This is a genomic window from uncultured Microbulbifer sp. (assembly GCF_947504145.1).
Lineage (GTDB): Bacteria > Pseudomonadota > Gammaproteobacteria > Pseudomonadales > Cellvibrionaceae > Microbulbifer.
Window position 1 is genome coordinate 974,749 of record NZ_CANNGQ010000001.1, and the last position, 20,099, is coordinate 994,847.

Consider the following 20,099-nt stretch of genomic DNA (forward strand, 5'->3'; position numbering starts at 1 on the left):
AATGGGTACTACTGGGATTAGAATCCCTATAGCCACTATAGAGTCAAGAGGGTAGTCATGAGTTATAAGATCGGAGAGGCGGCGAGGCTGGCGGGGTGTAAGGTAGAGACTGTGCGTTACTACGAGCAGATGGGGTTGTTACCCGCGCCAGCACGCTCTGAGGGGAATTTTCGGCTATATAGTGATTCCCAAGTGGAGCAGCTGAGCTTCATCCGTCATTGCCGGTCCCTCGATATGTCGCTGGAAAATATTCGCGAGTTACTTCAGTTTCGCGAGATGCCCAGCAAAAGCTGTGCCGGGATTAACCAGTTGATTGACGAGCACATCGACTGTGTGGAATCTCGAATGGATGCGCTACAGCAACTGCGGCAACAGCTTCGGAACCTGCGGAACCGATGCTCAGGAGAGCGGTCCATAGAGTCCTGTAAAATTCTGCATGGATTGACCGGGTGTCCCTGTCATTCAACGGAGGCGGGATAATCGAAATTGGAATTTATCCTTACATGTTGTTAAATTGTCGCTAACCACAAGATAACCACAGATTTTCTGCAATGAACTACGCTCGTGTCTGCTTTCTACTGATCGCACTGCTGGTCTTCCAGACCGCAGTAGCGTTCTATGATAGCCATGAAGCGTTGCAGGATATTGCTACGCACGTACCGCCTCATCACCTGGACGCTCAAGAGGAAGTGACGTTTACTCCCAAACGACAAAACGTAGACGTTGAGTTGGGATCTGGTTCACATCCAGGTGGACCGGACTTTTGTCACCACTGCTGTCATTGCCATGGTGTTGGTGTGTTAGGTCTTCTTGGTCAAGTATCGCGCTTTGTCGTTGTTCGCAGCATCGCTTTGCGTGAAACAATTAACCCTTCTTTCCCCTCTGGTTATTTTTCCTCACTTTTTCGCCCTCCCAAAGCCTGAGTTACGCCCTGAATCCGCGCACGCCTTGTAGTTTGGCGGGCGCGTACTTTTCATGACATAACTTGGGAATACCCTATGTTGTTTATTTTTACGCATGTCGTTCGTGCGTACTTTCGGCTTGCTGTGATTTTATCATTGCTGCCGTTTTTGTGGACGCCACTTGCGCAGGCCCAGGGGGCTGAGCAATTACCCCAGATCACCTTGGCGGAAGCGATTGACCGCACGCTTTCTCAAAACCCAGAGTTGGCGATTTACCGCCTTCGTGAACAAGCACTTGCCGGTAAGGTAGCAACTGCAGCTCTACGGCCACCTGTAGGCCTTGGGGCTGAACTTGAAAACTTTGCTGGCGAAGGCGGTGCTGATAACGCGGAGCTCACGGTATCACTTTCATCTGTCATCGAATTGGGCGGCAAGAGTTCAGCGCGAGTCGGTGCGGTGTATGCCCAGCAGGATCTGTTACTGGCCGAGGAGCAGGCTACAGCGCTCGATCTGTTGGGGAGCGTAATCCGTCGCTATGTCGAGGTATTGGCAGCACAACAGCGGCTGGCATTGGCTCGGGAGTCGGCAGCACTTGCTGACGACACCCTTGAAACCGTCGATCGTCGTGTAAAAGCTGCAGCATCGCCAAAAGCCGAGAGTCTAAGAGCCCGGGCCGCGGTTTCCCGTGCTCGCCTAGCGATTGATTCGGAAGAACGGCTGGTTAAATACCATAAATTGGCGCTGGCCTCTTTGTGGGGTGGCGATGCTACTTCCTTCCGCCTGGACTCCAATGAGCTCTACCGTTTTCCGGCATCTGATAGCTTTGCGGTGCTCTTCAGCCGCGCCCAACAAAATCCAGCCATCGCCCGTTTCGCTTCCGAGGAGCGGCTGCAAGATGCAGAGCTGCGTTTAGCCGAGGCGCAATCAAGCCTGGATGTTGGTTGGTCTGCTGGCATTCGGCACTCCCGTGAAATCGGTGAGACCACATTGGTCGCCGGGTTTGAGTTACCTCTATTTCCTGCGCGCCGGAACGCCGGCGCTATCACGACGGCTATCGCAGAACGAGAGCGCGTTGCGGTAGAGCGAGAAGCTGCGCTACTGCGGCTGAAGAGCCGGCTGTTTCGTGCGGTCAGCGGGCGTGAACAGGCATTGACGACAGTAGAGACGCTGAGGGGTGAGGTTATCCCAACTTTGCGCGATGCCCTGGCAGAAGTGGAGCGTGCTTACCGTCGTGGCCGTTACTCCTACTTGGAGTGGGCGTCCGCGCGTGAGGAGTTGATAGGAGCCCGTCAGGCTGAAATTGAAGCAGCTAGCGCTGCGCTGCGCTTTGGCGCTGAAATAGAACAAATGACCGCCGCACCGCTATTGTCTGCGGGCGCTGAGCCAACCAAATGAAAAAGATTTGAACACCCATGAAATACAGAAATAAATTGCGAAGCATATTCGCAGCAGTGCCATTGGCTGCGCTACTGGCGTGTACGGCCGCTCTCGTGGTGCCCACTTTGGTCGTCGCCTCCGCTGAAGAAGAACACGGAGAAGAGCACGGCGAGCATGAGGAAGAAAGGGGGCCAAACGGGGGGCGCCTGCTAGAGGAGGGCGACCTCGAAGTGGAGTTACTGATATCTGAGCGCGGCGGGACAGCAGAACTCCGAGCCTGGATTAGTGAACGTGGAAAGGCACTCACGAAAGCAGGCGATGCGCGACTGGCTGTCGAGTTAACGCGGCTGGGTGGCAAGGTAGATCGTTTCAATTTTGCACCAGCAGATGGCTTCTGGCTTGGCAAAGGCGCAGTGGAGGAACCGCACTCGTTCGATGTAAAGGTTTTGCTGGCGCGGAATGCTGAACGTGCTGAGTGGCACTATGAATCGTACGAGGGGCGGGTGGAGATTGCCTCCGAGATGGCCGCCAAAGTAGGCATAAAAACGGCAGCTACCGGTCCAGGGGAAATTAGCCAATCGCTCACCCTGTACGGAAAAACTGCACTGGCGCACGGCAGCTTGAGTCACGTCCGCGCACGGTTTCCGGGGCCAATCAAAACAGTTTCGGCGGAGATCGGCGATCGGGTACGCAAGGGGCAGAAGCTGGCTGAAGTAGAGTCCAATGATAGTCTTCAAGTCTACCCGATAACGTCACCCATCGATGGGTTGGTCATCGACAAGCAGGCTAGCAGTGGTGAATACAGTGGGGAGCGAGAGCTGTTCACAATTGCCAATTATGATCAGTTGTGGGCGGAGCTACGGCTGTTTCCTTCGCAGCGTGGTCAGGTTGCCCGCGGCCAAAAGGTCACCTTGCAAGCCGACGGTCAAGTCGTGGACACGCAGGTAGCGAATCTGGTCCCGGGCACTCCGGGTCAGCCGTTCGTTCTGGTTAGGACGCCTATCGACAACCGAAAAATCAGCTGGCCACCTGATTTGATGCTAGAAGGTCAGGTGCTTGTTGATCATGTAAGGGTGCCGCTGCTTGTGGAGAGTCGCGCTCTGCAGCCTCTGGGGGATGGCATGGTTGTCTTTGTGAAGGTTGGCGATAGCTACGAAGCCCGACCGGTAGAGCTGGGGCGCTCAGATGGGCGTGTAACTGAGGTGTTGAGTGGATTGGAGGTAGGGCAGCGCTACGTCACTGCCAATAGCTACCTGATCAAAGCCGACATCGAAAAATCTGGCGCGGCCCACGCTCACTGAAGGAAATCATTCATGATTGAAGCAATACTGCGTTTCTCAATTGAGCGACGTTATCTAATGCTCTCCCTGGTGCTGCTACTTATTGGCGCCGGAGTCTGGAGTTACCAAACATTACCGATTGATGCAGTGCCAGATATCACCAATGTCCAGGTGCAAATCAATACGGAGGCACCCGGTTACTCGCCACTTGAGGCGGAACAACGTATTACATATCCGGTTGAGACCGCTTTAGCAGGCCTACCTAATTTGTCTTATACGCGCTCACTTTCCCGCTACGGACTGTCGCAGGTGACGGTGGTTTTCGAAGAGGGCACAGACATCTATTTTGCCCGCAATTTGATTGATGCACGACTCGGCTCGATCAAGGGAGCGCTTCCGCCCGGAATGGAACCGGAAATGGGACCCATTGCCACCGGGCTCGGCGAAATTTTTATGTACACGGTAGAGGCATTACCTGGTGCAACACAGGAGGATGGGAGCCCCCTGGATGCAACAGCCTTGAGAGAAATACAAGACTGGATCATTAAGCCACAGCTCGCGCTTGTACCGGGTGTCATTGAGATTAACACGATCGGTGGCTACGACAAGCAGTACCACGTGATGCCAAACCCTCGCAAGATACTCGCCTTTGGTTTGACCATGGATGATGTCATCGAGGCGTTGAGGCGCAACAACGATAACCGTGGTGCAGGATTCGTCGAGACGAATGGCCGTCGCCTGCTGGTGCGCTCTCCGGGCCAGCTTCAGGATATCGCTGATATCGAGAATGTTGTGGTGGCTAACCGAGATGGGGTACCGGTCAAAATTTCCGATATTGCCGAAGTCGCCATTGGGAAGGAACTTCGGACAGGCGCCGCTACACGAGATGGCAAGGAAACCGTACTTGGTACGGCAATGATGCTCGTTGGTGAGAATTCTCGAGCTGTTGCTCAGGACGTGGCAGCAGCCATAGAGAGAATCAAACCCTCACTTCCCGAAGGTGTACGCCTGGAGGCCGTTTACGATCGCACGACCCTGGTGGACAAAGCCATACGCACAGTGCAAAAGAACCTGGTAGAAGGCGCTTTACTGGTCATCGCTGTATTGTTCCTTTTGCTGGGAAACCTACGCGCCGCATTCATTACAGCCGCGGTGATTCCACTCTCTATGCTAGCCACAATTGCTGGTATGGTGAAAACGGGCGTATCCGCGAATTTAATGAGCCTGGGAGCGTTGGACTTTGGCCTGATTGTCGACGGCGCAGTAATTATTGTTGAAAACGCTATTCGCCGACTATCGGAGGCACAGCGTCGCAATGGCGCCATCCTGCCCCTCCAGGAGCGCTTGGAGCTTGTATTCCATGCGACTAACGAGGTCATACGCCCCAGCCTGTTTGGCGTGCTGATCATTACTGTGGTCTATATCCCGCTATTTTCACTTACCGGTGTGGAAGGAAAAATGTTCCACCCGATGGCGGCCACGGTGGTAATGGCATTGCTGGCGGCACTTGTGTTGGCACTGACCGTGGTTCCGGCAGCGGTAGCAGTCTTCCTGAGTGGCAAGATCAGTGAAAAAGAAAATCCACTGATTGTAGCGGCTAAATCTCTATATCGACCACTACTGCTGACCGCAATGCGTGTGCGTTGGCTGGTACTGTCCGCAGCCGCGGGGCTGGTTATCGTCTGTGCCTGGCTGGCCACCACGCTGGGGTCAGAATTTATTCCACAGCTTAACGAAGGTGATATTGCCCTTCATGCAATGCGAATTCCTGGCACCAGCCTTGAGCAGTCATTGGAAATGCAGGAATCCCTGGAGCAGCGCATTAAAGCCTTTCCGCAGGTAGACAAAGTGTTTGCCAAAACCGGTACCCCAGAGGTGGCTACCGATCCTATGCCGCCCAATGTAGCTGACAATTTTGTGATTCTGAAACCGCGTGATGAGTGGCCCAATCCCGACAAGCCCCGCGATGAACTTATCGAGGAAATCGAAGCTGCATTGAGCGAGCTTCCAGGCAATAACTACGAGTTTACGCAACCTATTGAGATGCGCTTCAACGAGCTGATTTCCGGAGTGCGTGCAGATCTGGGTATTAAAGTGTTTGGCGACGACCTGGATCAGCTGGTGGTATCCGCGAATGAAATACTGAACGTATTGCAGGGCATAGAAGGCGCTGCCGACGCTCGGGTAGAACAAGTTGAGGGGCTGCCAGTAATGTCGGTCATGCCCAAGCGAATCCAGCTTGCTCGTTACGGACTCGATCTGCAGACATTGCAGGATCTGGTCGCTACTGCGGTCGGTGGCGAAAACGCGGGTTTAATTTACGAGGGCGACCGACGCTTTCAGTTGGTGGTGCGCTTGCCAGAACATATACGACGCGATCTGGATCGCCTCGGTGAGCTGCCAGTGCCACTTCCAGCGGGCGGCTTTGTGCCGCTCATGGAGGTCGCCGATCTGGCAATGGCGCCAGCTCCCAATCAGATTAGCCGTGAGAACGGCAAGCGCCGGGTGGTGGTGACTGCGAATGTGCGAGATCGCGACTTAGGATCTTTTGTCACAGAGGTAAAGCAACGGGTGAGCAATGAAGTCCAGTTGCCCGCTGGATACTGGCTGAAATACGGTGGAACTTTTGAGCAACTGGAATCCGCCAGCCGCCGCCTATCGATCGTAGTTCCGGTGACCCTGCTAATTATTCTAGGATTGCTGGTGACAGCCTTCGGCTCTTTGCGGGATGCGCTCATTATCTTCACGGGCGTGCCGTTGGCATTGACCGGTGGTGTACTGGCGCTTTGGTTACGAGATATGCCACTTTCGATTTCGGCCGGGGTAGGTTTCATCGCTCTTTCCGGTGTGGCCGTGCTTAATGGCTTAGTGATGCTGTCGTTTATTCGTGAGCTATGGCGGGAGCGGGGTGACCTTGTGTCATCGATCATTGACGGTGCCATGATACGGTTACGACCCGTGCTCATGACTGCATTGGTCGCCAGTTTGGGGTTTGTACCAATGGCGCTGAATACAGGTACTGGTGCGGAAGTTCAACGCCCGTTGGCGACCGTAGTAATTGGTGGAATTATCTCTTCTACGCTTCTAACGTTACTCGTGTTGCCTTTGCTCTATCGAATAGTGCATGGCGAGGACCGACCTCTAACAGCGCGTACCGAAGAAATAAACCCCGATATTGTTTGACATTGTGTAGCGGAGGAAGCTTTTTACTGCGCATGCTTTAAAATATATGAGGGTCTAGCGCAAATAATACTGGGCTGGCCTTCTTTCTTTTTAGTTTTATTTCAATCTCAAACTCCCGTTCATTTACATCGCTCGCTACACTCGGGATCTCATTGACTAACGGGCTGGTTTGGTATCATCCACTGGCATTCCTACTCGCATCGACCAATCTCGTAATTGAGCTCGAAATTGTACCTGCCAATTTCCTGAGTCAGAAGTTTGCGGCTCAAGAACACTTGCGCGGGATTTATCGGATACTGCTTATGTCGTTGATTGTGCGGTTCACTTGCAATGCAATATGGCCTTAAATTCATAGAGCGAAGAAAACAGAGGTGAATGATTGTGCTGAGAGTGAGCCAACAATCTGGAAAGAGCTGGACCATATCGGCAAGCGCTACCATCCACCTCGAAACCCGTCCTGCAAATTCGCGCGGTAGGAAGTCAGCTTTGATACCTAATTGAATCGAAAATGAGTGGCATCGTGCTCGCGACATCGCTCAACTGTGTTACGCCCCCAAGTCTCCTGCAAAGTCCCGTGATAGATGCCGCTAATTCTTCCTTCTTAGGAGCAGCATCGTTTACATACCTGATGGGTGCCGGCGGTGGTCAGGATACAACCAACAACCTTTCTAATAACTCTCTATCGGACAACGACATCCTGAAGTTCCTGCCCGAAATTTGTCTCAGGGCGTTCGTGTAACGAGGGAATACCCGCTACCCCTGCAAATTTCATATACGCTTTCGTATTCGACATAGCATGCTAAGGCCAGTAGAATGGGTAACCAACTAAAAACCCGGACTTCGTCTTCAGGCTTTACTCATGGCAACTCCAAAACCCGTCGCTTTGTACTCAGCCTATAGCGACCTCAAGAACTTCGACTTTCGCGACTATCCAGATCTCAACGAATTCCTCGAATCCGGCGAATCCTGGTGGATGTCTCATTGGCGCTGGGGTCAAGAGTTCCTGAGTTATACGGGCCGAAATAAGTCCGAGCACACCTTTACACGCTTTCGCAATGAAACCGAGCGCTTTCTGTTATGGGTATTCCTATTCAAAGGCACACCCATGGAACGATTACGCAAGGCCGATATCCTCGAGTACGCGGATTTTTGCTGGCAGCCACCAGTATCTTGGATCTGCCTGGCAAACCACGAAAAGTTTCTGTTTAACAATGGCCGGTACGTACAGAATCCGTCCTGGGCTCCATTCAAGCTCAAGCTGCCCAAAAACAGCGAGTCCTCAGATTCCAAACCAGATAAGAAGAAATACAAACCCTCGCAGGAGACCTTAGCTTCCATCTTCACTGGGATTATTGCTTTCTATAAGTATTTAATGAACGAGGAACATCTATATGGCAATCCTGCACAAATTGCTAAGCCAGATTGTCGCCATTTCATTAAAGATGCCCAAGTAAAAGAAGCTCGCAGGCTTACCGAAGTCCAGTGGCAATATGTGTTTGATGTAGCACTGGCCATGGCCGACGAAGACCCTATCTATGAACGAAGTCTGTTTATTATTTGTGCGCTGAAGACCTTGTTTCTGCGAATTTCAGAACTTTCTGAACGTCCTCAGTGGACACCTATCATGAGCCACTTTTGGCAAGATTCGGATGGAAACTGGTGGCTAAAAATCTTCGGTAAAGGCCGAAAATTGCGAGACACAACGGTCCCCGACAGCTTTATTCCATTCCTTAAACGCTACCGCGCTTATAGAGGTCTAAGTCCGTTGCCGGCTTCAAGAGAGAATCACCCTCTCGTAGAGAAAATTCGAGGGCAAGGCGGCATGACATCCCGTCAGCTTACTCGGGTCGTTCAACAAGTTTTCGACCGTGCCTATAACGAAATGCGTCAGGCTGAGGGTGACGATAGCGCGCATAAGTTAAAAGAAGCATCTACACACTGGCTGAGACATACAGGAGCGAGTATGGAAATTGAGCGCGGCCGCGCCTTAAAGGACTTATCTGAGGATTTAGGGCACTCCAGTATGGCCACAACCGATACTGTTTATGTCCACACAGAAAGCAAAGTTCGGGCTAAAAGCGGGAAGCAACGCGGCGTGAAGTGATGCTGATCCCTGTACTTGCCACTTCAAGAACTGAAATTTAATTTCTTTATATTTCAATTTGTTTGATAGATCAGCGGAAAAAGATAAGCGTATTCCGCTGGATCTCCAGCATACAAAAACAGCAACAAATTGGCTTATTGTGATTTATTCCAGGGAATCGTGGTTGCCATTCTCCACCCCCGGCAGTGCTTGCATTTCTGCTAGTTGAAGCCTGGTATTTTCCCATGCTGGGAAGAACTTACGCCATGCTGCCAAACCTCCTATTTCACCAACTGCAAGAAGCATGGCTTTATGGGATGCAATGAGTAAGTCACGCTCTGATTTTAGTGCCTCAATTTCTTGTGTTAAATGAGCCACTCGCGCCTGTAGGTTAGAACGAGACTGCTTGTCGGTTTTTTCAATAAGTGCCTTAAGTTCAGCTTGGCGTGCGCAGTATCGATCGAATACTGCCTTACGATCGGGCTGACGGGTAATATCGCTAGCGTGTTTGAAAGGACTGTCTTTATCTCGAGCTACCGAGCGGGCGGTAATTCGAATGTTGTCGTTAAGCATGCGTTGGAGGATCGCTTCAAGCGCTTGAATCTTCTGAATCTTCACTCAGGCCTCCTGGTCTTGGGAGCATCAATTACGCTGGTACCGTACTTATTCTCTACGGCGCTGTATAGGTCTTTGCCGTCTGGGAAAGGATGCTCCAGCGGAGCTGTTTCAATAATTTTCTCAAGGCTTTCCAGTCGGGACTGGGCGTGCTTTAACTGGTTTTGCCACCCAATATTTCTGTGGGCTATTGGTTTGGCCTCAATGACATTTACTACGTCAACCATACGCTGCTTCAATTTTTCTAGCCGCTGTTGTTCTTCTGGTATGCCCGAACGGGTCAGATGGCGGCAATCGTAGCATTCAAGATGCTTGGGGCAAGGGTCAATGGTAAAGCTATTTACACAAAATCCAAAAGGGGTTGCATGTAGGCCGTCGGCCTCGGCAGAGAGATACTTAAAAGCCTCGTCATCTCCCATTTCTTCCTGAATCTTGAGAAACTCATCTACGATCGGGCCGCGAATTCTTTTTGCCATAATCATCTGTAGGGTTTCTTGAGCTCTAGGAGCCATAGAGTCGGCGCCTTTAGGTAGGTCGATGTGCGCAAGATCTTCCGCCAAGCTACGATGATCATATATGTAGCTTTGGGCGACGCTTCGCCGATTAAATCGCTTGGTAATAATTGTGTCAGCCACGCCGAGTCGGAAGAGCTCCGCATTTTGGAGGTGACGGAGTGAATGCGTGTTCAGCCTGAGAGATCGATCTTCGTCGGAATGGCCATAGCGGGAAAAAATGTTGTTCGCTTGTGCTCCTAGTTGCAAATGCAGGTCTGCGGTAGAGGCGCGCCCGACAGAAAAATACCTATTCACGTCCAGTATCCCTCCAGATCGCTCTTCGACAATGGCACGAATAGGCATCAAAAACATTAGTGCTTCAGGGCTCAGCCGGCCACCTTCATTTATTAAAAAACTTTTCGTTTCAGGTAGTTTCGTAGGCATACTGGATCTTATTAGAGATTCGGCATCACTCACATGAATAAACGCGTTCTTCCAGTCGATATTCCCAGTGAACGGCTCACCGCTTTCCCTCCGGATCGTAACTGGGAGGCGATTAAAGTATTTCGCGCAATTTTTAGATACACCGCTTATAGAAATTTCACGGATCTGATACTCGCGTATTTTATCTAGGTAAGACGGGTCAAATGTTTCTTTGTATTTGCTGACTAAGTTCTGGGGTAGTGATGAGTTGGATATCGAGAGGGCACCGGATAATCGGCTATATATATCCCATGCGGGAGCCAGTGCGTCAGGTAGGAGCTCTGGCAGTAGCCGTCCAGTTGCAACCTGCAATCGCAATTTTTCTCGTAGGGGTTTAGTGAGTCTTTCCGCTTCACTCAAAGTTTCTAGTACTACGTCTTCGAATATAAGAGGCACATTTTGAATACTTTCGAAAAGAGTTACTCCCATCACATTTACATCGACAGCTTGTTTCTCCGCAAAATGCCTAATGTATAGAGAGCGAGCAATACCTCCTTTTTCGGCCAGGACTTCACGATCCCCCGTTAAATGTTCGACCCAACGACACCAGTCAACAGGAAGCAATACATTCTCGCCAACCCGAAATCCACTGATGATGGCAAGTTTTATTTGCAAAAACCGAATCGAATCCACAAACGTATTGGGTTTTTCAGTAAAAACAATACGAACCAACTCCCAAAATGCTTTCTCTTCTGGAAGTTTAGCTGAGCCTTTTCGTTCAGAAAGTTCGAATCTAACCTTGCTGGTGTTTCTGTAATTATTGTTACCTTGCTTTAGTTCTGAAACATTAATAGCGGAGTCTTCTTGGCCTTCGTATGCAGTACAAAACTTCTCTAAAGGCGATCGGTTAGAAATGTGTAAACTATCAATCAACGTTCGAATAACCATGATGATATTAGCGGCGACTTTACCCGACGACCCAAGTAAAAGCGCGACGTTATATGCACTTTGTACCGTTTTAGGAGTAAGTTCCCAGGGTGCTTCGCTCCCAGCGCAGGTAGCTATTATTCTTAACGATCTTCCGATATTTACTAGTGCATGGTTTGGTTTGTTCCGCTTGATGAGGAGCTCGTTAAGCAAGGCAGCTTGGTAAAAATCGCGCCAATGGTCTGACATCGGTCCTGGTGAAATTGATGATTCACCCCCCACCCCGCAAAGGAAATTAAAGATTTTTAAAGCCTTTGCATCATTCCCTAATGTCGAAAGCCAGAAGTAAGGTGGCGTTGCTAACCCGCAAATATCGGCCAAATCCCATCGCTCGGATTTCGGTACTCTCCCCTCAAGATCGAATGATAAATCCCAGCGAAGATCTTTAGATTTTGCTAGAGACTTTCCTTTATTAACGAATTTTCGATAGAAATTGTTCATTCCAGGTTACCAAGAATCGTAATGTTACTTGATCTTATCTCTTGCGCAATTTGCAATGCCGCCTCAAACATCCGTCTTAATTGGGTATAGGCAGGGCTTTCTTCATTGAAGCGAGACGAGTTAGCGAACTCTTTGACAACCGGCCGCAAACTATCTACTACCGACTCATGCACGGTCGCGTCCGATAATGGCAGGAATTTCCTGCATGTATAACAACTCATAACAGGGTTTTTCGAGCACATTGACTGTCCAATAGAGCAACTCCCGATACCAGAAATAGGGACACCATGAGGGATCCCACCTATTTGCTCGTCTGGAGGGCGGCGCAGGAGGCTATTTTTATCAATAGTTCGAGTTCTAGCTACTTCTGCAACAGCGGAATAGACACTAGATATAGCAAGAGCCTGATTAACTCGCTCTGCTTGTGTTGGCGAGGTATCAAAGTAGACGTTGGCTGACAGTGTGGTAGCGTGCCCCATGAACTCAGATAGCGCAATGTGAGATATTCCGGCGTCCGCCAAGCGCTGTGCTGAAGTGTGCCGTAAATCAGTAGGACTCCAGCGTGTACCGGTAATTTTTTCAGCAAGATCTCTTAGTGTTACCGACAGTCTCTTCGGAGGGAGATCGAAATATTTGTCTGTCGACTTAGTGCTCCCAGCTTTGTTTTGAAGGCGCCGAGCAGTGTACTCGATAAAAATTGGGCACCATTCGTATTTCACTCGCCGGGTTACCCTACGTTGTGCCTCACTGCCCCTTTGTTTGAGTAGAGGTATTGACAAATGTACCGTGCCATTTTCATATAAGCGGACATCAGTTGTCTTAATGCGCGCGATTTGCCCCGGCCTACACCCATATTGATGAGCAATGATCAATATACAAGCGTCTCGAAGCTGCCTAGTTTTTTGACTCGCTGGCGCCGTTCCGACGGAGTCAGTAAGCTCATCTAAATAATCTATCAGCAATGACTGATGATCCAGGGGCAGAAAACACTCGCCCGATCGCACGTTTTTATAGATGTCGCGGGCGGGTGATTTTAATTGTGTGACATAAGGCCGCATTTCTGGCCGCCAGAATCCGGCGGACAAATTGCAAAGCGAATGAATCATTGTTCGAAGGCTGAGCGCGTAACCCCACGTCTGAGATGGTTGCACCTCATTAATCCAAAGATCACGAAATTCTTCCGGACGTAATATTAACGCCTTAAGGAAATGTTCGGAATTTTTCAAAACCCCATTGCATACGGATGTTGCCCCAGAAGGGTCTAATCTCGAAAAAACATCTACTGCAACGTGCTTAAATATGGACTTCAGATCATAAGTAAGATCTTTGAATTCAAGGCGAACTTTCTCGCCATCAAACTGAATTTCCCAGCGATCAGAATACTCGGGGCCTTGGATCGAATGGAATTGTTCATAAAAATCATCGTAATATCGAAATGAACTGGGCAACCGTCCCAATTCAGTCGCAATGACTGCAATTTTATCAGTAAATTCTGATGTCGAATGGATCACAGCTCTTTCCCTGAAATCGATCTGAGAGTCGCAAGCAGACGGTCGTAGTTTTCGTCCCACATATCTGCAGAATTCGACTCAAAATATGCTCGAGCGTAATGTCGTGGCATTGATGAAGCGGGTGACCATCCAAAAAACACCCGAAGCTTTTCGATTGCGACATCAAGATCGTCGCCAAGTAAAATATATCGACCTAATCGGTTTACTGCGCACGTATGTCGAAGGTCGTGTGCGCAAACGCCTGACAAACTTCGTGCTGCCAATGCATTCTTCGCTGAAGGTGACAAGTTTTTAGTAACCACTTCAAATACACGGTGAATTGATCGAAGGGAGAGTGGTTTATCTTGTTGTGAGCCAAACAAATAACCATGTGTTGTACCACGGCGGTAGTTGGCCAGAAAAATGTCCGAAACTAAAACGATTTCCTCACTAAGTGGTAACTGGCGCCGGGAGTGGGCGGTCTTCAGGCTAGGGGCATTGAAGCGACTATCCTCATCATCATAGGGGTTTTCGGCAATGTTCAACCAGTATTTTTCGCCTCCAGTGTCGACATCAAAATCAGACTTGATAGCGTCCGCTGGCAGAATAGCAATCTCACCACGTCGCAGGCCAAGGTGCAGCATCAGGAGAAAAATCAGGAAATTCCGCCACTTCAGCGCTTCATTTCGAAATGGGTTCCGTGAGGATGTCGGGGAGAAAATTTCATAGACTTCCTCTACTACCGCTACAGGTAATGCTCGAATAGGAGCTGGGGGTTTTGGTCGCGTAGGTGTCACCAAGGAATACAAGCGATCAAGTCTTATTAACCGGCTATGGATTTTTTCATAATCGTTCGCAGATGAAGCACTGAGGTGGCGCATAATATCGCGTACGAATGATTTCGCTGAATCCCATGTACGGTTGTTATTGATCTCACGTAGGTGTCCGTCATTTCTGAGGCTAGCTAGAAAACTACTCAGCGCCGATTCGAGCGCGGGCATATCTAGTTCAGAGAGCATTCGATCCAGAGCTCCTGATCCGTAGAGTCGATCAGTTACCTGATAGAACTTTTCCACGGCATAAAGATAATGGCCTCGCGTTGTGGAACCTATTTGAGCTTTCAAGACATCAGCCCACACAGTTGCCCAGAATCTAGGTAGGCCTAGCTCATCGACCAGTAGCCAACCTTTGGTCGACTTAGGAATATAGGACGTTCGAAGTTTAATGCATGCCATAGGCGGTGATGCTAGAGACCAAGACCAGGCGTTGGCAAGTGTTAGATTATATATCTACTAGGAGATATTCAGGTGCTGAACAATTAGAATGCAACACTTCTAAAACGGCATTCACTTAACATAATCTATATTATGCGAAGTCAAGGCGGGATGATTTAACTGTCAAGGCCCGGTGTGTAGCCCCGGCGTCCTATATGCCTAAACAATCTAAAAAAAAGTGACTTTTTTTGATTACAGACACTTACAAACTGTGACGCCCGTCACATTTTCGGGCACTTTGGGGGTTCAGTCCGGCGCCGTACTGATTCCAATATCAGATTAAGGACTCGAAAAATGTATAAGAAACCAACAATTCGCGATGTGATGGAAATGGCGAACTTTATGGGCGTCAGTGAGCGCACTGCGCGCCGGTACCTGCAGAACCCCGCCTGTATGCCGGACCCGGAGCGCATGCTTTGGGATCTGCACTGCAATGGCCGCATTGTGCCGGAGAGCTGGCCCGGTATCCGTTTTCACGGTGAGCGCCTGGTGACCGATACGGAATATACGCTGGCGTATGGGCAGGTTCAGCAGTACGCCTGGCACATCGACTGCCTGCAGCTGCTGCTACGGGATCTGGCGCGGCTCGGCCAGCGGGTGAAGGAAATCGAAGAAAGCCCGCGCCAGCAATTGCGCAAGCGCGACCGGGAAGCACTGGAAAAACTGCAGGCGGTAGAACAGCAGATGGAAAACGGGTTACCGGATCTGGTGCGCCCGGCGCCAACCCGACACCGGGAATACGGCTGCTAAACCGCTGCCGCGGTGGCTTTGCGCCATTCTTCCAGACTGATCACGCGGCGGCGAAAATCGACCATGAAGGCAACGAGCATCAGGGTTCCGATATCGCCGCCCGCTTGCAGAATTTGTAACAGTTCACCCACGGCTCAGACTCCTTATTCCTTGAACCTTATCAATACCCAGTAGCGTCACGGTGATGGCGCCGACAATGGCCAGATACCATTCCGGTGCGGCCGCAAACAATTTAAAGCCCATGGCGGCATCTTCACGCAGCCACGGCACGTAACAGGCGACAGCCGGATAAAACCAGAAAATCACGATCAGGCGCCCGGTCCAGCCGGTAGCGCCGGCCTTCTGCAATTCGATTTTCGCCGCGGTCTTTGCCTCGCCGATCTTCTGACGGTTTTCCATAAAACCGCTGATCAGGTTGACCAATGCAGGAACGATGGCGGTGAGCATACCCATAGCCTACTCCCCCGTCCCGAACCACACGGATTCCGCGTAGGTCGTGTCGCCGTCGCCAAACGGTGTAAACCACTCGATGGCGAGTTCCGACCCGGCAAACCAGTGATTGAAGAAATTATCGAGCCGGTCCTCACCCACCAGCGCCTCAGCGCCCTGGTGCGCAAGATTGTCTTCACTGAGCGGGTTGAAGGCATTGCGGTTGCGCCAGAGGATGAAAGCACCGGCCAGCACCAGCAGTACCAACATCATGAGGCCATCCATTTTGAACTTCATACGAAGGCGGCCCCCAGCGCGTAGTAGTTGCCGGCCACACGAGACCAGGTCGCGGGATCACCGCTGTTTCGGTCCGGGCGCACGTCAACGTGCACCATGTGGCCGGGCTTGGTATCGGTATAGACACCTACGCCGGTAAATCCGACTTCACGGGCAATGTGCGCTGCGCGCTTTAGTTGATCAGTGGTGGTGATGTAGTTGCCGCCGACCGTGGGGAAAATGTCGATCGCACGGACTTCGCCCCATCGGTCGATGTTGTGTTGACTGGTATCCCCTTCCCCGCCGTGCCGGCCAATACCGCCCTGCGCCGGGGAAATAATTACCGGTGCGCCCCAGCGCTCGCGGAACAGATCCAGTCTGGTCAGCAGATCCGCCGCCATGAGCGGATACCAGATGCCGAACTCTGACGGCTTGAAATACTGCAGTGTTGGTCGCGTCACGGTGCGGCCCCCTATTCCCAATACAGCCAGACCGGCCAGCGCGGCGACGGTGTAGGCGAGCGTTTTCACTTAACCAAAGAACTCCGGCAGCAATTCAATCGAAACCGTTGCGCCATCCAGCACCGGGAAAGGATCGACAGACAATCCCCGCAACGCAAAACTTTCCGTGCCCGCGCCGATTTCTTTTTCATACGGCCCGGCGTCGTATCGGTATTTCGTTAAAAAATCGAGATACCCAGCACCGCCCAAAATATCCTCGATCCAATCACGCACCACCGCCGTTTCTCCGGCGTAGGGATAGGTCAAGGGCTTTTCAAACAGCGTGATCACTTTACGCCGCGCCGCCTCGCCCACCGGCTGCACATACAATTGCCCATAAGTGGTAACAGTTGACGCCTCGCACACCCGGTATCCATACCCACTCTGTATTTTTGCCTGATAAAGGCCATCCCCGGAAAATACGCCCTGTGTCACAACAATCCGGTCAAGGTCGGCGCGACGCTCAACCACACCGCTCGGGGAAATTTTAAATACCTGATTAGCGCCGTTCCAAAGCAAATCACCAAAACCGGTCAGCTCACCACTAACCGACGCGTTCGTCTCAACTCTCCAGTCCCCGCCCTCAAGGTCGCAACTTGTAATATCTTCAAAACGGTTCAGCGTATAAATGCGACCCTGATAGTAGTGCATACCACCACTAATACCGCCCTGCCAACCCAGAAAGTTGTCACCGGGCACCGCAATTTCCGTCGGCTGTGATTCCGAAATATGCATCCGGTATAGATTGTTCAGCCCCCGCATATATACCCAACCATCCGGGGTAATGGTACCGCCCAGCAAATCGCCAGACGGCTCAAACCACGTAGTTTCTGAGTCGTACACGCCCGCCGCGGAAGTCGGGCTAAAGGCTCTCCGCATCCCATCCTCATCAAAGGTATGGAATTTACCATCCCACCACACACACGCACCCTCACCGGGGATATCGTTGTCGCCGCCATCCCAAACTACGGTTCCGGTGGTAAAAGTCTGTTCCGCTAGCGACTCTATACCCACTTCCCTTTCCAGCTTCATGGGTAACGATAACGCCTCGCCCATGGTCGCCGTTTTCACAAACGCAGAAACACTCATTTCCCCGGAAACAATGATTTTTTCATAGTCACCGGTGCCGACCACGAACACGACGCGCTGCGCAAAATTAGCAGTGTTTTCGATCTCGAAGGTATCGAAGGCGGGTATATTCGGGTTGCCCAGACTGCGGTCAAATCGGCGCTTTTCGCCGGCTTCCATGGTGACCGGATCACCGTTTACGATGACCCGAACCGGGAACGCGGCCTCGCGCAGAAAAATAAAATCCCCCGGCTTTTGCACCGGTTTACCTGCTTTGGGCCCGAGGTATACGGGCGCTTCACCGTGGGAAGATTGCGACATTTTTAGCCCTTAATCATTTTCTGCAGCACTGGTGACAGCAGCCAGAGTGCCGCCACGATTGCAAAGTATTTCATCATCTGTTGACTGGTCTGCCCCGCCTCGCTGGTATTGGCGGCATTGAACGCGCCCAGGCTGGAATCCAGCGCTTGCGTCGTCATCTGGTAGAAATCCTGCTGGTTTTCACTCAGCTGCCCTACCGTTGCGGCGAGCGCATCCTGTGAAAAATCAATGGTCTGCCCGGCGAGTCCATAGCCCAACTCTAACGAGTCGGCCCCGTAGTCGAGCGCCGCCATAGATAATTCTTGCCCTGCGGCAATGGCTCCCATATCGGTTGCGGTAATCGACAGGTTGCCGGCCACATCACCGGTAACCCCTACCGCCCCCTCCGCCAGATCCAGTTCCGCATAGCGGTTGTCGGTATTGGTGGTGGTGTAGTCGTTGACCGTAGTCAGATTTTTGGTGGTTTTCTTACTGTCAAAAAAGCCCATAGATCACCGCCTTTTTTTCAAAAACAGGAACACCAGTGCGACGGCGCCCAGAATAAACAGCGGATTGGTAAAGATTTTCTCGACAGCGCGCCCGGTGGCATTAGGGTTCGCAGAAACCCCAATGTTTTTGGTACCGGTGGCACTGTTGCTGGTGGTCGACGACTGATCAGTAACCCCAGAGGAGCCTGAAAAGCCGCCGCCACCCGTAGAAAGCAGAGAGGCCGGATTCATCTAACGGCCCCCTTATGGCTTGAGCTTGCCGGTAAACCACAGCAACCCCAGTATCAGCGCGGTTACCTGCAGAACGCCGGTATCCATCGTGACGCCGAAGATAGTCACGCGCCCGGTGTCCTGGCCATTGGTGGTCGGTCCAATGCTTTGCGCATTACCCACCGCCGATTGATCCGGCACACCACCGACACCGCCGGTCATACCGTTGTTTGGCTGCTGGACTGCAGGTGCCACACCCAGCTTTGCCAGTTCTTTTTGCTCGTAAACGTCAATTCCTTTTGAGACGACGTTTCCGAGATTATCCCAGAAGGACATAAGGCCCCCTCGTGCGGTTTGGCGAGGCCGCGCTGATTAGCGCGGCAGTACGCCGTTGTATTCCTGCAGCGCAGTGATGGTCATTGCACCATCGACCCACAGGCGGTAGCGGAAATCCGACAGACCGACCAGCGGGATAGTTGCCGCACCGTAGCCGTTCTCGGTGGTATCGATCACCCAGGCGCCGGACTGCGGTACGCGGCCCGCATCGCCGTCTTCCTGAATCCGGGTATTGATCGCGGCTTTTCGCTTGAATATGCGCTCGTTATTCGCCATTACTTCGACTTGCTCGATGTTGTTGGCGGACGGCAGGAAGGTGATGCGGTTCAGGCTCAGAGAGTCGGAACGACCGTAGTTGAAGTCGCCAATCTCGAATTCACCGGAACCGGACGGGGAGCGGTTGCCCTTGATCAGATACGGAATCAGACCGGGACCCGCTTTGCTGCCATCCAGGTTTAACTCAATTGAGTCTGACTGCTCGGCATCCAGCTCGAAGGCAGGCGCGGTTGCACCGGCATCCACGTCCACCTCTACAGTGAAGGCGGAAATCTTGTTGCCCTGAGCGTCGGCAACATTGGTGTTGATCGCGGTCAGTTCTTCCTGATCCCGGTTTTTGAGGCCGATACGGTCGAACGGAATACGCAGGATGCCGCCAGCCGCTTTCAGGCCGAGGAATTGATTCAACAGATCGCGCTCGGTGCCGCTGAAACGCTGAATTACCAGGCCGTTCAGCTTGATACGGATCTCGGTCATCTCAGCGAGAGTGACGCCGGTATAGGCGAGGCTCAGACTGTGAAAACGGTTGCCGACCGGCAGTTTCCACAGCGCGGTAGTGCCCGGTGATCCGCCCTCGTTGCCGGGCATTGGCAGCCAACGGCGGTGTAGTGCTCTTTGATTCATTTCGGAGAGTCTCCCGACTTGTCCAGTGTTTACAGATTACGAAAAAGCCGCGGAATTATTTCAGCGGGTTTTTGGTAGCCGGTACAAATTTGTTGATCGCTACGATGGCCAGCAGAGTCAGGCCCACGGTGATCAGACGGCTTTTAGTGAACATTTTCTGTTCCCCTTTGTTGCAGGTTGTTAGTGATCCAGCTGGCCACCAGAGAGGCCACAACAGCAACGATCACCTGTTGAAGTAACTTATCCATACCCCCAACAAATCACGGAGCTTG

20 protein-coding genes are annotated in these 20,099 nt (G+C 51.6%); 7 read left to right on the forward strand and 13 right to left on the reverse strand.

The features are described from left to right. Window positions 1-57 precede the first annotated feature (57 nt). From cadR to Q1A74_RS04415, 6 genes are all read left to right on the forward strand, one after another. A complete protein-coding gene (gene cadR / locus Q1A74_RS04390; protein ID WP_207002432.1) occupies window positions 58-480 on the forward strand; it encodes a Cd(II)/Pb(II)-responsive transcriptional regulator in 423 nt (140 codons plus the stop codon). Window positions 481-551: 71 nt separating this feature from the next. Then, entirely contained in the window at window positions 552-923 is a 372-nt protein-coding gene (locus Q1A74_RS04395) for a hypothetical protein (RefSeq protein ID WP_207002434.1), read from the forward strand. Between the two features lie 75 nt (window positions 924-998). Next, on the forward strand, window positions 999-2,297 hold the full coding sequence (locus tag Q1A74_RS04400; RefSeq protein WP_248215551.1) for a TolC family protein: 1,299 nt from the start codon (window positions 999-1,001) through the stop codon (window positions 2,295-2,297). A gap of 17 nt (window positions 2,298-2,314) precedes the next feature. Then, window positions 2,315-3,580, forward strand: coding sequence for an HlyD family efflux transporter periplasmic adaptor subunit (locus Q1A74_RS04405; RefSeq protein WP_248215550.1), 1,266 nt, complete (start codon window positions 2,315-2,317; stop codon window positions 3,578-3,580). Window positions 3,581-3,592: 12 nt separating this feature from the next. After that, window positions 3,593-6,742, forward strand: a complete 3,150-nt coding sequence (locus Q1A74_RS04410) for a CusA/CzcA family heavy metal efflux RND transporter (RefSeq protein ID WP_248215548.1) — start codon at window positions 3,593-3,595, stop codon at window positions 6,740-6,742. Between the two features lie 859 nt (window positions 6,743-7,601). Further along, a complete protein-coding gene (locus tag Q1A74_RS04415; protein ID WP_248215547.1) occupies window positions 7,602-8,846 on the forward strand; it encodes a tyrosine-type recombinase/integrase in 1,245 nt (414 codons plus the stop codon). A 144-nt stretch (window positions 8,847-8,990) separates the two neighbouring features. Here Q1A74_RS04415 and Q1A74_RS04420 read toward each other — a convergent pair whose 3' ends face one another. From Q1A74_RS04420 to Q1A74_RS04435, 4 genes are read right to left on the reverse strand one after another with little or no spacing between them, the layout of a single operon-like run. Further along, window positions 8,991-9,443 (reverse strand): hypothetical protein, encoded by a 453-nt coding sequence (locus Q1A74_RS04420; protein ID WP_207002442.1) that lies wholly within the window; start codon window positions 9,441-9,443, stop codon window positions 8,991-8,993. Continuing rightward, on the reverse strand, window positions 9,440-11,785 hold the full coding sequence (locus Q1A74_RS04425; RefSeq protein ID WP_207002444.1) for a hypothetical protein: 2,346 nt from the start codon (window positions 11,783-11,785) through the stop codon (window positions 9,440-9,442). Before Q1A74_RS04425 ends, Q1A74_RS04420 begins: the two co-directional genes overlap by 4 nt. Next, window positions 11,782-13,296, reverse strand: coding sequence for a site-specific integrase (locus Q1A74_RS04430; protein WP_207002446.1), 1,515 nt, complete (start codon window positions 13,294-13,296; stop codon window positions 11,782-11,784). Before Q1A74_RS04430 ends, Q1A74_RS04425 begins: the two co-directional genes overlap by 4 nt. Continuing rightward, window positions 13,293-14,294 carry a tyrosine-type recombinase/integrase gene (locus Q1A74_RS04435; protein ID WP_207002448.1) on the reverse strand — a complete coding sequence of 334 codons (1,002 nt, stop codon included), beginning with the start codon at window positions 14,292-14,294 and terminating at the stop codon, window positions 13,293-13,295. Before Q1A74_RS04435 ends, Q1A74_RS04430 begins: the two co-directional genes overlap by 4 nt. 549 nt (window positions 14,295-14,843) lie before the next feature. Between Q1A74_RS04435 and Q1A74_RS04440 the strand changes: the two genes are divergently transcribed. Continuing rightward, window positions 14,844-15,299 carry a hypothetical protein gene (locus Q1A74_RS04440; protein ID WP_299592695.1) on the forward strand — a complete coding sequence of 152 codons (456 nt, stop codon included), beginning with the start codon at window positions 14,844-14,846 and terminating at the stop codon, window positions 15,297-15,299. Here the strand turns inward: Q1A74_RS04440 and Q1A74_RS04445 are convergent. The 9 genes from Q1A74_RS04445 to Q1A74_RS04485 are packed head-to-tail and all read right to left on the reverse strand — an operon-like array spanning window position 15,296 to window position 19,827. Continuing rightward, window positions 15,296-15,430 carry a hypothetical protein gene (locus Q1A74_RS04445; protein WP_299592697.1) on the reverse strand — a complete coding sequence of 45 codons (135 nt, stop codon included), beginning with the start codon at window positions 15,428-15,430 and terminating at the stop codon, window positions 15,296-15,298. The genes Q1A74_RS04440 and Q1A74_RS04445 overlap by 4 nt on opposite strands. After that, on the reverse strand, window positions 15,423-15,752 hold the full coding sequence (locus Q1A74_RS04450; protein WP_299592699.1) for a hypothetical protein: 330 nt from the start codon (window positions 15,750-15,752) through the stop codon (window positions 15,423-15,425). The genes Q1A74_RS04445 and Q1A74_RS04450 overlap by 8 nt, the downstream gene beginning before the upstream one ends. 3 nt (window positions 15,753-15,755) lie before the next feature. Beyond that, entirely contained in the window at window positions 15,756-16,025 is a 270-nt protein-coding gene (locus tag Q1A74_RS04455; RefSeq protein ID WP_299592701.1) for a hypothetical protein, read from the reverse strand. Then, window positions 16,022-16,534, reverse strand: a complete 513-nt coding sequence (locus Q1A74_RS04460) for a hypothetical protein (protein ID WP_299592703.1) — start codon at window positions 16,532-16,534, stop codon at window positions 16,022-16,024. The genes Q1A74_RS04455 and Q1A74_RS04460 overlap by 4 nt, the downstream gene beginning before the upstream one ends. Continuing rightward, window positions 16,535-17,893 (reverse strand): hypothetical protein, encoded by a 1,359-nt coding sequence (locus Q1A74_RS04465; protein ID WP_299592705.1) that lies wholly within the window; start codon window positions 17,891-17,893, stop codon window positions 16,535-16,537. A 2-nt stretch (window positions 17,894-17,895) separates the two neighbouring features. Next, window positions 17,896-18,381 carry a hypothetical protein gene (locus Q1A74_RS04470; RefSeq protein WP_299592707.1) on the reverse strand — a complete coding sequence of 162 codons (486 nt, stop codon included), beginning with the start codon at window positions 18,379-18,381 and terminating at the stop codon, window positions 17,896-17,898. 3 nt (window positions 18,382-18,384) lie between these two features. Beyond that, window positions 18,385-18,612: a hypothetical protein gene (locus tag Q1A74_RS04475; RefSeq protein WP_299592709.1), complete on the reverse strand. Its 228-nt coding sequence runs from the start codon at window positions 18,610-18,612 to the stop codon at window positions 18,385-18,387. 12 nt (window positions 18,613-18,624) lie between these two features. Continuing rightward, entirely contained in the window at window positions 18,625-18,927 is a 303-nt protein-coding gene (locus Q1A74_RS04480) for a hypothetical protein (RefSeq protein ID WP_299592711.1), read from the reverse strand. A gap of 36 nt (window positions 18,928-18,963) precedes the next feature. Continuing rightward, window positions 18,964-19,827, reverse strand: a complete 864-nt coding sequence (locus tag Q1A74_RS04485) for a major capsid protein P2 (protein ID WP_299592713.1) — start codon at window positions 19,825-19,827, stop codon at window positions 18,964-18,966. Between the last annotated feature and the right edge of the window lie 272 nt (window positions 19,828-20,099).